The sequence below is a fragment of the Roseovarius sp. BRH_c41 genome (genome assembly GCF_000961715.1).
GTDB lineage: Bacteria > Pseudomonadota > Alphaproteobacteria > Rhodobacterales > Rhodobacteraceae > Roseovarius.
Map to the genome: position 1 here is coordinate 1 of NZ_LADY01000067.1, position 14,606 is coordinate 14,606.

Genomic DNA, 14,606 nt, shown 5'->3' on the forward strand with positions numbered 1-14,606 from the left:
CGATCGTATCCTTGTAGTCGTTTAGTGTTGCTTTGTTTGAAATTACGGCAAAGTACCTAACGGGCAATTTTCCCAACAAGCGGGCAAGATAAACCTTCTCAGTGTGATTTAGATCGGTGGCATGTTTCCAAGCGGATTTCTTGATCGTATTTTTGAAATCATACAGAACTTTTCTTGCTTGAATTTGAGAAGCAGGCTGTAACACCGCTGCGCCGAGGACGAAATACGGTGATGCGCCGGGTTTGCTTTCTTGGCGAACGTTAGCGATACCTGCCTCGCCACTTTCGTCGATGAAAATGGTATACTTCATGTATCACTTTCTAATCAGGACATAAAACACACCTATCCACTCCATCCTGGCCGCGCCATGGGCGCGCCCGCTTTTCACTCAAAACGCTCCACTGGAGCGTTTTGTCCCCGCTATGCGGGGGCGTTCAAAACCCCCTCAAACTCCCGCCATTCGCCCTTGGACATGCCGGAGGTTTCCTGCGTGACCGTCTCGCCTTTCAGCATGCGGCGCACGCAATCGAGCGCCGTGGCGGACAGGGTAGCCCCGCCCATACGGTAATCCTCGAACGCCTTGTAGGCATAGGGCACCCAATCGGCCACGAGGCGGCAGATTTCGTCGGCGTAGACGCGGATCTCGTACTGGGCGTGGGCATCGGCGCGCAGGCGCAGGAAGTGCAGGAGGTTGTGCAGATCGACCTTCCAATACCATTGCGTATAGATATTGGCGGGCAGGTTCATGCGAGCCAGTTCGCGGGCCAGCCCCTGTTGGCCGTCCTGTGAAATCATATCCTCGTAATGGTCATAGCAGCGCATCGCGTCCTCGGTCAGCAGGCGCAACACGCGCTGCGCCTCTTCGCCCTCGAGCGCCGCACCCCGCCCCTGATTGTTGGTGGTCGATTGCGCGTTGAGCGCGTCGGGGGCCGGAATATAGAACTCACGGTCGAGGATCGAGTAGCGGGCGGAGTATTCGTTGACGTTGGCGGTGCGGTGTCTGATCCACTGGCGCGCGACAAACACCGGCAGTTTGACATGCAGCTTGATCTCGCACATCTCGAAGGGGGTCGAATGCCAGTGCCGCATCAGATAGCGAATGAGCCCCTCGTCATTCTGCACATGTTTGGTGCCGGCGCCATAACTCACCCGCGCGGCCTGTACGATGGCGGCATCATCGCCCATGTAGTCGATCACCCGGACAAAGCCGTGATCGAGCACCGGATGGGCGGTGTAGAGGTGCTGTTCCATCCCCGGCGCAGTGGCGCGCAGGGTGGTTTGGGTCTGGCCGCGCTGGGCGTCGATTTCGGCCTGTTGGTCGGGGCTGAGGGGCATGGCGGGGGCCTTTCTTCACAAGAACGAGTCGGAGATCACTATATCTTGGGGATAGCCCCTCTGGAAAGCCAATATCGAGTGGCTGCCGATGGGCAACACGGCGTCAACTTCTGCAATCCGAGGCTGAATCGCTGAATAACTTTTGAATGCAATGGGCTGAGGCTGCATTCAATCCAAAGAATAAACATGAAAGAATGTGGCAGGCCTGATGTCCACTGTCCTTTTGGGCGGCTGCGGGGCGGATCATCCAACCCGTTTGAGCAAGACGCAACCGACGGCGGGACGACCGGCGGACCCTTGGGGGATGCGGGCGACAGGCTGGACGCGGTGCCCTGTGCCGCAAATCCTGCGCGCACCGCCGCGTTGGACCGACCCGGCGAAGCGGTCAGAATTCTCAGGCCTGTCACCGGGGGCGATCCAGAGATATTGCCCTCGACACGGGCGCGCGGGCCACTATCCTCTGCAGCATTGCAATCACGGAGGATGACCATGCGCATCAAATACCTGCACACGATGGTTCGGGTCAAAGACCTTGAGGCGACACAGCGGTTCTTTGGCCTGTTGGGGCTCAAGGAAACCCGCCGCTGGGACAATGACGGCGGGCGTTTTACGCTGGTGTTCATGGCACCCGAGGGACAAGAGGAGTGCCCGGTCGAGCTCACCTATAATTGGGATGGCGACGAAGACCTGCCCTCGGACAGCCGACATTTCGGCCATCTCGCCTATGCGACCAGCAATATCTACGACCTCTGCCAGCATCTGATGGACAATGGCGTGACCATCAACCGCCCGCCGCGCGATGGGCGCATGGCCTTTGTGCGCAGCCCCGACAATATCTCGGTGGAGCTTTTGCAAGAGGGTGACGCGCTGGCCCCGGCAGAGCCATGGACCAGCATGGAGAATATCGGCCATTGGTGAGGTTGGCCGCAGCGGTCTTGCTCGCCCTTATGGCGGCACCGGCGCAGGGGGCCTGTCGCCTTGCGCTGGCGCTGGCGCTGGATGTGTCCTCTTCGGTTGATGAGGCGGAATATGCCTTGCAACGGATAGGACTTGCCTCGGCGTTGGATGCGCCGGACATTCGCGTGGCGATCCTGGGCGGGGCCACAGGCGATGTCGCTCTGGCGGTCTATGAGTGGAGCGGGCGGTTTCAGGAGAAGCTGCATCTCGACTGGACGCTGCTACGCTCTGACGCGGATATCACCCAAGCCGTGGCGGTGCTGGCGGGAATGGAACGGTCAACCTCGGATTATCCAACGGCGCTTGGCTCGGCCTTGGGGTACGGCGCGCATCTGTTGGCCCGCGCGCCCGCCTGTGACCGGAAGGTGATTGATGTCTCGGGCGACGGGATCAACAATCAGGGCTTTGCCCCGACCCTGGCCTATAAACATTTTCCCTTTGAGGGGATTACCGTCAATGGATTGGTGATCCTCGGACATGATCCGCAAGTGATGGCCTATTACCGCCGCGAAGTCCTGCGCGGGCCGGGTGCGTTTCTGGAACTGGCGCAGGGGTTTGAGGATTTCGAGGTCGCCATGTCACGCAAGCTCTACCGCGAGATCAACGATATCATGCTGGGGGCGCTGCCCCTGCCCCGCACGCGGCATCAATAGATATAGCGGATCTGATCGGCCCAGTACCGCTCGACCCGGCGCAGCGACGCGGTGATCTGGTCGATCCCGTCAGGGCCGAGCACGCCGCGCCCCTCCAACCCCTCGGCATGGCGAGCAAAGAGGTCTGCCACCACGTCGCGGACGCTGCGCCCCTTCTCCGTGAGGCGCACCCGGACAGACCGGCGATCCACCTCGCAGCGTTGGTGATGCATATAACCCATATCCACCAGTTTCTTGAGATTGTAGCTTACGTTGCTGCCCTGATAATAGCCGCGCGTTTTCAACTCGCCGGCCGTTACCTCATGGTCACCGATGTTGAAGAGCAACAGAGCCTGAACCGCGTTGATCTCAAGCACGCCGACACGCTCGAACTCGTCCTTGATCACGTCCAAGAGCAACCGATGCAGACGTTCCACCAGCGACAGCGCATCCAGATAGCTGCTGATAAAGGCGCTGTGAACGGCTCCTGTGGTCAGGGGGCTGAGATAGCTCATGTCGGTCTCCGTGCGATACTGCTCGCCGGAGACCATCCGATATAAACCCGAACATTCGGTAAACCGGGGTCGGTTCCTCTAAAATGCGACCTATTTTGCCGCGCTCGCCTGCGTCGCGATATCCGCGACCAATGGCGCAAAGCGCGCGGGCGGCGGCGTTTGACCCGTCACCCATTGATAGAGATCCTGATCGTTCTCGCAGAGGAGCGCGTCGAACCCGTCGAGCGCGCTGTCTTCCATCGCCTCGAGCCGCGCCTCGGCATAGCGGCTCAGGATGATGTCCATTTCCTTGATCCCGCGGCGCATGGCGCGCATGTGCAGGCGTTTCAGACGGTGCGCGCGGGGCTCGTCCACCGCACCCGGTGCCTCAACTGGGGTCTCACTCACCGGCTTCTTCCCGCAGCTTGGCGCGCAGGGTCTTTTCCAGACGCCCCAGACGGTCGGTTGATCGGGTCATCTGTGCGCGGATGTCGCGAATTTCGGTCAGCATTTCCATCACATCACTGGACAACTCTCCCATCTCGGGGCCTCCGGGGCCCTCGCCTTCACCCGAGAGCAGCCAGAGCAGCGAGACATTCAGCATGCCCGCCATCATCGAGAGCTTGTTGGCACGCGGCTCTGAAAGATCATTTTCCCAAGCCTTGAGCGTCTTGAGCTTGACGCCCAAGCGCTTTGCCAGATCCGTCTGAGACATGCCTGAGCGCTCGCGCGCGCCGGTCACACGGTCGCCAAAGGTGGTCGAGTCGGGGTCAAACCAGCTGTCGGTGCTATCTGTGGTCATTGTCTTCCTTTCCGGTGATCGTGCTTGATCAAGCTCCGAGCGCACCCTAAGACATTCCCGGAGTGAATTCAAACCGGAGCCGGCCATGTCCCGTCTGTCTGCGACATTGTCGCGCGTCAAACCCTCGCCTACCATCGCCGTGACCACCAAGGCGCAGGAACTCAAGGCCGCCGGGCGCGACGTGATCGGCCTCGGGGCCGGAGAGCCGGATTTCGCCACGCCCGCGCATATCCGCGCCGCAGGCATCCGCGCCATCGAAGAGGGCAAGACCAAATACACCGCCGTCGATGGTATCCCCGAGTTGAAGGCCGCAATCTGCGCCAAGTTCAAGCGGGACAACGGGTTGGACTATGTGCCTGCACAGGTCAGCGTCGCCTCGGGCGGCAAGCAGATCCTCTATAATGCCCTCATGGCCACGCTCAATCCCGGCGACGAGGTGCTGATCCCCGCGCCCTATTGGGTGAGCTATCCCGATATGGTGCTGCTTGCGGGCGGCGAGCCGGTGATTGCGCCTGCGGGGATCGAGACCGGGTTCAAACTGACGCCTGCGGCGCTGGAGGCCGCGATCACGCCGAAAACCCGCTGGTTCATCTTCAATTCGCCCAGCAATCCCACCGGGGCAGGCTATACATGGGATGAGTTAAAGGGGCTGACCGACGTTTTGATGCGGCATCCCCATGTCTGGATCATGACCGACGACATGTATGAGCATCTGGCCTATGACGGATTTGAATTCTGCACCCCCGCTCAGGTGGAACCGGCGCTCTATGACCGCACCCTGACCTGCAATGGGGTGTCCAAGGCCTATTGCATGACCGGCTGGCGGATTGGCTATGCGGCGGGTCCACAAGACCTCATTGCCGCGATGCGCAAGATCCAGTCGCAGAGCACGTCGAACCCCTGCACTATCAGCCAATGGGCGGCGGTCGAGGCGCTGAACGGCAGCCATGATTTCATCGCCGAGAACAACGCCGTCTTTGCCCGCCGTCGCGATCTGGTGGTGGCGATGCTCAATGAGATCGAGGGCATGGAATGTCCCACGCCCAATGGCGCGTTCTATGTCTACCCGTCGATTGCCGGGTTGATCGGCAAGACCAGCGCGGGCGGCGCGGTGATCGCGGATGACGAGGCTTTTGCCACGGCGCTTCTGGAGGAAACCGGCGTGGCGGTGGTCTTTGGCGCGGCCTTTGGCCTGTCGCCGAATTTCCGGATCAGCTATGCGACATCGGATGACGCGCTGAAAGAGGCATGCACGCGGATTCAGACGTTCTGTAAAGGGCTGACATGACCACAGGCAAGATAACCGCAAACCTGCCCAGCCGGGATTTCGATGCAACCGAGCGCTTTTACGCGATGCTCGGCTTTCAGACTGAATTCCGCAATGCAGGCTGGATGATCCTGAGCCGGGAGGGCATGACGGTCGAGTTTTTCCCGCATCCCGATCTGGACCCCGGCACCAGTTGCTTTTCCGCCTGCCTGCGTCTGCCCGAGATTGACAGCCTGCATGCCGAATGGCGCGGCGCCACGGATCTGCCCGACACGCGCAACGCCATCCCGCGATTGACCGATCCTTTCACCCTTGCGAATGCGCCCCGAATGTTTGCGCTGGTCGATCCCGACGGTTCGCTCTGGCGCGTTCTGGAAAGTGCCTGACCATGGCGGGTGATCTGCCGGAATATTACTTCAGGGTCCGTGAAAACGGTGCCTTCGTGTTCCGGGTCGATACCGAGAACCGACAGCGCCGGATCGAGATGGAACAGATCGCCACCGTTAATATCCGCAAATCCGAGATCAAGCCGCAGGGCGAACGCGCCCTGACCGACGCCGACACTGCCGCCATCACCGAATGGATGGAAGAGCGGCTGAAACTGGTCGAATACCGCGACATCGACGATATCCTGCGCGCGGTGGATTACCTCAATACCACAACGCATTGGGTCCAGTCCAAGGCCACCGATGGACAACTCGAACAGGTAACGGATGCGCTTCTCTTGGCGATGCACGACCTGCGCACGGTGCTGGTGCGCAAAAAGGCGGATCGGCTGCTCAAGGACGAGTGAGGCGGCGTGAGGGGACGTTTGCCCCGATCTCCAATGCGCGGAATCAAGGCGCGGAACGCGCCGCCGCTTGGAGTCAAGGTCAGCAACAGGCCCCGCCGCCCCTCACCGCGAACAGCTTGCCCCGCCCAGCACGCAGAACTTGGCGCAATGGGGATGGTTCAGCGCCACGTCGCGCTCGGCCTCGGCCAGCGTTTCGCCCAACTCGAACTCGGGCGCATAAGGCAGCAGCGTGCAGGCCACCACCGCAGGCCGTGCCGCGCCTTTGCGTTTCACCACCATGCGCGACGAGGCGCACATGATGTCCTCGGGCCGCTTGCCCAGAATATTCCAACAGGCCGTGGTGATCTCGGGGACGTCGGCCGCCTCGTCCATCTCGGGGAAGAGCACGGTTGCGGCCGGATCATAGGCGTCAATCTCAAACCCATGCTCGGCATAAAACGCCGCATAGCCTGCGCGCGATTGCGCCTCGCTCTCACCCCAGACGGTGCGCCCGGCCACGGTCATGCGACCCCCATGATCCCGCAACCAGCACATGCCCTCCAGCGTCTTGGCAAAGGCCCCTGCCCCGCGCTCTTCGTCATGCAGCGCCTCGGACCAGTGATCGACGGAAATCCGCAGGGTCAGCTTGTCGCCCCATGTCGTGACCAGCTCAAGCAGGCCCGCGCGCATCGTCTTGCGCATCATCGGGCGCATGGCATTCGTGAGAATCAGAACCTCGTAACCGCCGTCCAGCGCCGCGCGCGCCATGCCGATCATTTCGGGGTTCAAGAACGGCTCACCGCCGGTAAAGGCGATCTCGCGCAGCGGCCAGGCCCGCGCGCGCGCCTGCTCGAGATAGTCGCGCACCTCTGATTCGCTGATATAGACCAGCGCATCGTTGCTGGGCGAGCTGAGGATATAGCAGTTGCGGCATTCGATATTGCAGAGCGTGCCGGTGTTGAACCACAGCGTCTCGGGATGGCTCAATGGCACAGAGGCGCGCGCTTCGCCCTTGGCGGTGCGCTCCGGGTTCTGAAACTTGCCCCGATTGGCAGGGACGACGACGTTATCTTTCATAGGGCGATCCACAGTCTGTTTGTCTTTTCTCACCTATCGCCCGAGGTCTGGCAAGGGAAGCATTCTGACGCCATTGTGAAGACGCTCCAACATGTTAGAGTTGCCGCGACACGCGGCGCGCCCGAAAACCGGGCTGACGACGAGCAAAGGAGATGGGCCATGGCCTCTCGGGTGATCCCGGTCGATCCGTTTGATCTGGTGATTTTTGGCGGCACCGGTGATCTGGCGCGGCGCAAGATATTGCCGGCGCTCTTTCGCCGCTTTGTCGCGGGTCAGATCGAGGGCGATGTGCGCCTGATCGGGGCTGCGCGCAGCGAGATGGACACCAAAGCGTATCGCGCCATGGTGCGTGAGGCGATTGTCGAGTTCGGCGGCGAGGAATCGGCCCGCAAAAAGGACCTGACGGCCTTTCTCGATATGCTGGATTATGTCACGCTCGATGCCCGTGGCACGGATGGCTGGGAGGCTCTGGCCGCGCTCATGCGCCCCGAGCGAATTCGGGCGTTCTATTTCTCGGTGGCGCCGTCGCTCTTTGGCGATCTGGCCAAGCGGCTTCACAAACATGGCATGGCGGATGAGCAGAGCCGGATCGTGGTGGAAAAGCCCTTTGGCCGCGATCTGGAAACGGCGCGTGACCTCAACCGGGTCTTGGCGCGGCATTTCACCGAAGGTCAAATCTACCGGATCGACCATTATCTCGGCAAGGAAACCGTACAGAACCTGATGGCGATCCGCTTTGGCAACGTTTTGTTTGAACCGCTCTGGAACAGCCAATATGTCGATCACATCCAGATCACCGTGGCGGAATCCGTGGGCGTGGGCGGGCGTGGCGATTACTATGACAAATCCGGCGCGATGCGCGACATGGTGCAAAACCACATGATGCAGCTCTTGTGCCTCATCGCCATGGAGCCGCCCGCGAAATTCGAGCCGGACGCGGTGCGCGACGAAAAGCTCAAGGTCATCCGCGCGCTTGATCCGGTGGCGCGGGGCAATGTGGTGCGCGGCCAATATGAGGGCGATGGCACACAACCCGGCTATCGCAATCAGGTGGGCAACCGCGACAGCACGACCGAAAGTTTCGTGGCATTGAAGGCGCATATCAGCAACTGGCGGTGGGCAGGCACGCCGTTCTATCTACGCACCGGCAAGCGCCTCAAGGATCGCGCCAGCGAAATCGCGGTGGTGTTCAAGGATGCGCCGCATTCGATCTTTGGCGCGGATGCCGGGCGGCACCGCAATATCCTGACGATCCGCCTGCAACCCAATGAGGGAATCGAATTGGGCGTGACGATCAAGGAACCGGGACCGGGGGGCATGCGTTTGATCGACGTGCCGCTCGACATGACCTTTGCCGAGGCGTTGGGACCGGAAGAGGCGGATTTCCCCGATGCCTATGAGCGGCTGATCATGGATGTGATACGCGGCAATCAGACCCTCTTCATGCGCGGGGACGAGGTCGAGGCCGCCTGGGCCTGGACCGATCCGATCATCGCGGAATGGGAGGAAGACACAAGCGATCCCCTACCCTATGCAACGGGATCCTCAGGGCCAGACGACGCGTTGATGCTGATGCATCGGGACGGGCGACGCTGGCGGGAGATACGACCATGAGCTTTGTCGAATATGCCGATGACGAAATGCTGGCGATGGGGCTGGTGGGTGTGCTGGCCGGAGATCTGCGCAAGGCGTTGCGCAATCAGGACCGGGTTTTGTTCGTCGTGCCGGGAGGGACCACGCCGGGGCCGATTTTTGACGGGCTCTGCGCGGTCGATCTGGACTGGGACCGGGTCGATATCCTGCTGAGCGATGAACGCTGGCGGCCCGAGGTGCATGTCCGCTCCAACACACGGTTGATCCGCGAACACTTGCTCAAGGACCGGGCGGCGGCGGCGCGGTATCTGCCGCTCTATGCCAAGGCCGAAGAGCCGGAATCGGTGCTGGCGGAACTGGAGGCCAATATCGCGCCCGCCCTGCCGATTGATGTCTGCCTCTTGGGCATGGGCGCGGATATGCACACCGCCTCGCTCTTTCCCGGTGCCGACCGGCTGGAAGAGGCGCTGGAGCGCAACGCGCCCATTCTCGTGCCGATGCGCGCGCCGGGTCTGGACGAGCCGCGCGTCACCCTCTCGGCGCGGGTGCTGGATGGCGCGCTCAGCAAGCACGTCGTGATCACCGGCGCACAAAAACGCGCGGCGTTCGAGCGCGCACAACACATGCGCCCTCTTGAGGCACCGATTGCCGCCGTGCTAGCCGGTACAACAATCCATTGGAGCCCGTGAAAGGACAGAGAATGTGGTCTGAGGTCGAGCGCTTCGCACAGGCAGCGCGGAAATGTGATATTGTCGGATTGTTTGACGAGCCAAACCGCGCCGGGGGGTTTTCGACCCGGTTCGACGGCATGCTACTGGATTACTCCAAGACCGCCTTGACCGCCCCTGCCCGCAGCGCTCTGATCGGTCTTGCAGAGGCGTCCGGCGTTGCCGCACGCCGCGCCGCCATGTTCCAAGGCGCGCCGATCAACGAGACCGAGGGGCGGCCCGTCCTGCACAGCGCGCTGCGCAATCTGTCGGGCGGAGCGGTGATGGTCGAGGGCGCGGACATCATGCCGGAAATCACCGCCACGCGCACACGCATGGCAGAGTTTGCCACTCACATCCGGCAGGGGTCGGTCACCGATGTCGTCAACATCGGCATCGGCGGCTCGCATCTGGGCCCCGAGATGGCCGTGCGGGCGCTGCGCCCCTATCACGACGGGCCGCGCTGTCATTTCGTGTCGAACGTTGACGGGGCCGATATCGCCGACACGCTGACGGGGCTGAACCCGGCGACGACCCTTGTGATCGTCGCCTCCAAGACCTTTACCACCATCGAGACCATGACCAATGCCACCACCGCCCGCGACTGGATGGCCGCCGCCGGGGTCGAGCCCGGCCCACACTTCGCCGCTGTCTCATCTGCCACTGAGAAGACCGCAGACTGGGGCATTGATCCGGCCCGCGTCTTTGGCTTTGGCGATTACGTTGGCGGGCGCTATTCGGTCTGGGGGCCGATCGGTCTGTCACTGATGATCGCCATCGGACCGGAGCGGTTCCATGAATTCCTCGCCGGGGCCGAGGCGATGGACCACCATTTTCAAGACGCCGCACCGCTGGAGAATATGCCAATGATGCTGGCGCTCATCGGTCTCTGGCACCATCAGGCGATGGGCTATGGCACCCGCGCGGTCCTGCCCTACGATCAGCGTCTGGCCCGCCTGCCCGCCTATCTGCAACAGTTGGAGATGGAGAGCAACGGCAAGCGCGTGAGCATGTCCGGTGCCCTGCTGGAGCGTCCGTCCGGCCCCGTAGTCTGGGGCGAACCGGGCACCAACGGCCAACATGCCTTTTACCAGCTGATCCATCAGGGCACCGCTGTGATCCCCTGCGAATTCCTCGTGGCAGCCACCGGTCATGAACCCGAGCTTGCGCATCATCACCGCCTGCTGGTGGCCAATTGCCTCGCGCAATCCAAGGCGCTCTTGCGCGGTCGCTCGCTGGATGAGGCGCGCGCGCTGATGCGCGATGCGGGCTACACCGGCGCAGAGCTCGAGCGGCAGGCCGCACACCGGGTCTTTCCCGGCAACCGCCCCTCGACCACGCTGATCTATGACCGGCTGACCCCGCGCCGTCTGGGCCAGATCATCGCGCTTTATGAGCATCGGGTGTTCGTTGAGGGTGTGATCCTCGGCCTCAATTCGTTTGACCAATGGGGGGTGGAACTGGGCAAGGTGCTGGCGGTCGATGTGGACGCCATGCTGACGGGCGACACCACCCTGACGCGTGACGGATCAACCGCTGCCCTCGTGGCCTTTGCCCGCGCAGCCGGAGTCTGAGGCGCGGACAACGGATCAAGCCCGCATGCTTCGCGACATTTGATTTAGCGCAAAGTGTGACACAAAAAAATCATATATCATTCTGGGAGTAATCAGTCATCCAACGCGGAGTGCCGTATGGCCGAGTCGCCCCTGTCCCAGATGTCCACCTCAGACTCCACGGCCATCCCCGCCTCCCAGCCTGACCAACCGGCCCTTGACACCATCCCGGCCCCGGTGCCGGAAAAGCCTGCCATCACGGCCTCCCAGACCAGTCCCAATTTCATAGGCCAAGCCTTTGAAAACGGCGATTATCCCTACGAGACCCGTATGGGACGCCGCAGCTATGAAGCGCAAAAGGCGCATCTTCAGGCCGAATTGCTCAAGGTGCAGCTTTGGGCGCAAGAAACCGGGCAGAAATTCGTGCTGATCTTCGAAGGGCGCGATGCAGCGGGCAAGGGCGGCACGATCAAACGCTTTACCGAGCATCTCAACCCCCGCAGCGCGCGGGTCGTGGCCCTTAACAAACCTACCGATCAGGAACGCGGCCTGTGGTATTTTCAACGCTATGTCCAACACCTGCCCACCTCGGGCGAAATGGTGCTCTATGACCGCTCATGGTACAACCGCGCCGGGGTCGAGCGGGTGATGGGCTTTTGCCAGCCGGATGACTACCTCGAATTCATGCGCGAGACGCCCGAATTGGAGCGTATGCTGGTGCGTTCCGGCATCCGGCTCTACAAATACTGGTTTTCCGTGACCCAAGGCGAACAGCGCGCCCGCTTTGCCAGTCGTGAAACCGATCCGCTCAAACTCTGGAAACTCAGCCCCATTGACAAGGCCAGCCTTGATAAATGGGAGGATTACACTGAGGCGAAAGAGGCGATGTTCTTTTACACAGACACCGCCGACGCGCCCTGGACCGTGATAAAGTCGAATGACAAGAAGCGCGCCCGCCTCAATTGCATGCGGCATTTTCTCGATTCGCTCGATTACCCCGGCAAGGATCACCACATCGCCCATGCGCCCGATCCGCTGATCGTGTCGACCGCACAGCATGTGCTGCACAAGAGCGATCATATTCTGGGCAAGTCCCTGCATCCCGAGGATCGCAAGACCGCTAGGGTGGTGCGATGCGCCTCGTGACGCGGCGCCCCGGTCTGGGCCAAGAACCCGCAGGCGTAGCCATCAGGTCCGCCTGCGGCGTCATAAAGGTGCAAACCGTGATCATTAAGGCTCTCGACTCTCTCGGCGGGCTTCTTCTGGGGCGTGAAAAATACCGGCGCAGCTACTACAAGCTGGCCAAGCGTCTGGCCGCGCGGCAGCGCTACGAGGTCTACAAACCGCATCTGATCTGGCTGACCGATCCCGAATTCATCGCCGCCCGCGACATGGCCGAGGCGCGCGGCATCGAGGGCATCCCCTATGACCGCTGCTTCACGCTGCTCACCTCCGCCCGCATGGTGCGCGGGATCGAGGGCAATTTCGCCGAATGCGGCGCGCGCTATGGCAAATCCTCGCTCTTTTTGCTGACCGGCGCAGGGATGCAGAGCACCAAGCGCCTGCACATCTTCGACTCCTTCCAAGGCCTGTCAGAGCCCAGCGACGCCGATGTGCAATCGGGCGGCAAGTCGGAATGGTCCAAGGGCGATCTGGCCGTGCCAGAGGATATCGTGCACCAGAACCTCAGCGCCTTTGGCGACCGCGTGGACCTGCACAAGGGCTGGATTCCCGACCGTTTCAACGATGTCGCGGATCAGCAATTCTCGCTCGTCCATGTCGATGTCGACCTCTATGAGCCAACTCTGGCCTCGGTCGAATTCTTCTATCCGCGGGTCAAACCGGGCGGCGTCATCCTCTGCGACGATTACGGCTCTGGCGACTGCCCCGGCGCGAAAAAGGCGATTGACGAGTTTTTCGCCGACAAGCCCGAAAACGTCATGTCCCTGACCAGTGGGCAATCCTTGGTGATCAAGGCCTGAGCGCGCTTTCGCGCGGGGCCGCTTGTCCGCAGCAAACGCGCCTTGCAGCAGGCGCGCCCTGCGCCTAAGTCTGGTAGCATGAAGCCGCTCATCGCCATGGCCCTTGCCGCATCCCTCTGCCTGCCTGCCGCCCCCATGGGCGCGCATCCGCATGTCTTTGTCGATGTGGCCCTGCGGTTCACCGCCGATGATCAGAGGCGGCTGACAGAGGTCGAGGTGACATGGAGCTATGATGATTTCTTTTCCCTCCTGATCCTCACCGATATGGGGCTTGACCCCGACGGCGACGGCACCCTGACCGAGGCAGAGTTGGCCCAGCTCAAGGGCTTTGATCTGATCGAATGGCCAGACGGCTTTGAGGGCGATCTCTATATGTATCAGGGCGAGACCAAGATTGCCCTTGATCACCCGATCCCCACCGGCATTGCCCTCACCAATGACCGCATCATTGCCACCCATACCCGCACCTTCGGCCCCGTCAAGGCCGACGCCCTGCGCATCGAGGCTTACGATCCCACCTATTACGTGGCCCATAGCCTTGCCGGTCCCATCACCCTGCCCAAGGGCTGCGTCTATACGATCACCGAACCCGACCTTGACGAAAGCCAGGAACAGTTCCGCCAGATGCTCAGCGAAATGACCGCCGAGGAACAATATTCCGGGGTCGAGATCGGCAACCTCTTTTCCGAGAGCCTTTCGGTCACATGCGCCGCCCCGTCCTGAGCCTTGCAGCCCTCGCGCTCGCTGTCCTCGTGATCTGGCTCTGGGGCTTTGGCGGCGCGGCACAAGTCTCCGACTGGGCGCGCACCGGACAGGCCGAAACGCAACAGGCGATGGCCCGCCTCTTGCGCGCGCTGCGCGCCGGCGAACCGGGGGCGCTGGCCGGGTTGCTGGGCCTCTGCTTTGCCTACGGCTTCTTTCACGCGGCAGGGCCGGGCCATGGCAAGATCCTGATCGGTGGCTACGGCATGGCCGCGCGCGTCAGCGCACTCCGGCTGTCACTCTTGGCGCTCGCCTCCAGCTTTGCGCAGGCCGCAGCGGCGGTGCTGCTGGTCTATGCCGGCGTCTTCCTCTTCGATCTCACCCGCCAACACATGACCGATCTGGCCGAGGATATCATGGCCCCCGCCAGTTTTGCCGCCATCGCGCTCGTCGGTCTCTGGCTGGCGTTTCGCGGCCTGCGCCGCTGGCGCAAAACCCGCGCCACCCACGATCATCATCATCATCACGACCATGACGCCCCCTGCCCCTCCTGCGGGCACAAACACGGGCCAACCCTGGCCGAGGCCGAGGCCGTCACCGGCTGGCGCGACGCCGCCGCCCTGATTGGGGCCGTGGCGATCCGCCCCTGCACGGGCGCGCTTTTCCTGCTGATCCTCACATGGCGCATGGGGCTGGATCTGGCGGGCATCATGGGCGCCTTTGCCATGGGCCT

General features: G+C 62.0%; 18 protein-coding genes. 12 read left to right on the forward strand and 6 right to left on the reverse strand.

Translation table 11 applies throughout. From position 1 onward, the window contains the following. Positions 1-310, reverse strand: a 310-nt coding sequence (locus VR71_RS23160; protein WP_045686684.1) for a DUF3800 domain-containing protein, incomplete at its 3' end; no start/stop codon positions are given. 110 nt (positions 311-420) lie between these two features. After that, entirely contained in the window at positions 421-1,335 is a 915-nt protein-coding gene (gene thyX, locus VR71_RS23165; RefSeq protein WP_009818513.1) for an FAD-dependent thymidylate synthase, read from the reverse strand. 489 nt (positions 1,336-1,824) lie between these two features. Between thyX and VR71_RS23170 the strand changes: the two genes are divergently transcribed. Then, a complete protein-coding gene (locus VR71_RS23170; RefSeq protein ID WP_040651520.1) occupies positions 1,825-2,253 on the forward strand; it encodes a VOC family protein in 429 nt (142 codons plus the stop codon). Further along, positions 2,220-2,945 (forward strand): DUF1194 domain-containing protein, encoded by a 726-nt coding sequence (locus tag VR71_RS23175; protein WP_045686685.1) that lies wholly within the window; start codon positions 2,220-2,222, stop codon positions 2,943-2,945. The genes VR71_RS23170 and VR71_RS23175 overlap by 34 nt, the downstream gene beginning before the upstream one ends. On the opposite strand, the gene VR71_RS23180 is transcribed toward VR71_RS23175, so the two are convergent. The 3 genes from VR71_RS23180 to VR71_RS23190 all read right to left on the reverse strand — a co-directional run bounded on the left by VR71_RS23180 (position 2,939) and on the right by VR71_RS23190 (position 4,220). Then, positions 2,939-3,439 (reverse strand): winged helix DNA-binding protein, encoded by a 501-nt coding sequence (locus tag VR71_RS23180; protein ID WP_040651518.1) that lies wholly within the window; start codon positions 3,437-3,439, stop codon positions 2,939-2,941. The genes VR71_RS23175 and VR71_RS23180 overlap by 7 nt on opposite strands. Before the next feature lie 90 nt (positions 3,440-3,529). Next, a complete protein-coding gene (locus tag VR71_RS23185; protein WP_296430814.1) occupies positions 3,530-3,826 on the reverse strand; it encodes a succinate dehydrogenase assembly factor 2 in 297 nt (98 codons plus the stop codon). Next, positions 3,819-4,220 carry a helix-turn-helix transcriptional regulator gene (locus tag VR71_RS23190; protein WP_009818508.1) on the reverse strand — a complete coding sequence of 134 codons (402 nt, stop codon included), beginning with the start codon at positions 4,218-4,220 and terminating at the stop codon, positions 3,819-3,821. The genes VR71_RS23185 and VR71_RS23190 overlap by 8 nt, the downstream gene beginning before the upstream one ends. Before the next feature lie 85 nt (positions 4,221-4,305). Here VR71_RS23190 and VR71_RS23195 point away from each other — a divergent pair, with 85 nt between their 5' ends. The 3 genes from VR71_RS23195 to VR71_RS23205 are packed head-to-tail and all read left to right on the forward strand — an operon-like array spanning position 4,306 to position 6,280. Beyond that, positions 4,306-5,508: a pyridoxal phosphate-dependent aminotransferase gene (locus VR71_RS23195; RefSeq protein WP_045686686.1), complete on the forward strand. Its 1,203-nt coding sequence runs from the start codon at positions 4,306-4,308 to the stop codon at positions 5,506-5,508. Continuing rightward, a complete protein-coding gene (locus VR71_RS23200; RefSeq protein ID WP_009818506.1) occupies positions 5,505-5,873 on the forward strand; it encodes a bleomycin resistance protein in 369 nt (122 codons plus the stop codon). The genes VR71_RS23195 and VR71_RS23200 overlap by 4 nt, the downstream gene beginning before the upstream one ends. Before the next feature lie 2 nt (positions 5,874-5,875). After that, a complete protein-coding gene (locus VR71_RS23205) occupies positions 5,876-6,280 on the forward strand; it encodes a hypothetical protein (protein ID WP_045686687.1) in 405 nt (134 codons plus the stop codon). Between the two features lie 102 nt (positions 6,281-6,382). On the opposite strand, the gene VR71_RS23210 is transcribed toward VR71_RS23205, so the two are convergent. After that, on the reverse strand, positions 6,383-7,336 hold the full coding sequence (locus VR71_RS23210; RefSeq protein WP_045686688.1) for a radical SAM protein: 954 nt from the start codon (positions 7,334-7,336) through the stop codon (positions 6,383-6,385). Between the two features lie 159 nt (positions 7,337-7,495). Here VR71_RS23210 and zwf point away from each other — a divergent pair, with 159 nt between their 5' ends. From zwf to VR71_RS23245, 7 genes are all read left to right on the forward strand, one after another. After that, a complete protein-coding gene (zwf, locus tag VR71_RS23215) occupies positions 7,496-8,950 on the forward strand; it encodes a glucose-6-phosphate dehydrogenase (protein ID WP_009818503.1) in 1,455 nt (484 codons plus the stop codon). Then, positions 8,947-9,618: a 6-phosphogluconolactonase gene (gene pgl, locus VR71_RS23220; RefSeq protein WP_009818502.1), complete on the forward strand. Its 672-nt coding sequence runs from the start codon at positions 8,947-8,949 to the stop codon at positions 9,616-9,618. Before zwf ends, pgl begins: the two co-directional genes overlap by 4 nt. Positions 9,619-9,629: 11 nt before the next feature. Then, the gene (gene pgi / locus VR71_RS23225; RefSeq protein WP_045686689.1) at positions 9,630-11,210 is read left to right on the forward strand and encodes a glucose-6-phosphate isomerase; all 1,581 of its coding nucleotides are present in this window, start codon (positions 9,630-9,632) and stop codon (positions 11,208-11,210) included. Between the two features lie 117 nt (positions 11,211-11,327). Continuing rightward, entirely contained in the window at positions 11,328-12,335 is a 1,008-nt protein-coding gene (gene ppk2, locus VR71_RS23230; protein WP_296430815.1) for a polyphosphate kinase 2, read from the forward strand. A 77-nt stretch (positions 12,336-12,412) separates the two neighbouring features. Continuing rightward, positions 12,413-13,171, forward strand: a complete 759-nt coding sequence (locus VR71_RS23235) for a TylF/MycF/NovP-related O-methyltransferase (protein WP_296430818.1) — start codon at positions 12,413-12,415, stop codon at positions 13,169-13,171. Between the two features lie 78 nt (positions 13,172-13,249). After that, the gene (locus VR71_RS23240) at positions 13,250-13,894 is read left to right on the forward strand and encodes a DUF1007 family protein (protein ID WP_045686691.1); all 645 of its coding nucleotides are present in this window, start codon (positions 13,250-13,252) and stop codon (positions 13,892-13,894) included. Beyond that, positions 13,876-14,606: nickel/cobalt transporter (locus VR71_RS23245; RefSeq protein ID WP_045686692.1), on the forward strand; the 731-nt coding region annotated here is incomplete at its 3' end. The genes VR71_RS23240 and VR71_RS23245, both read left to right, overlap by 19 nt.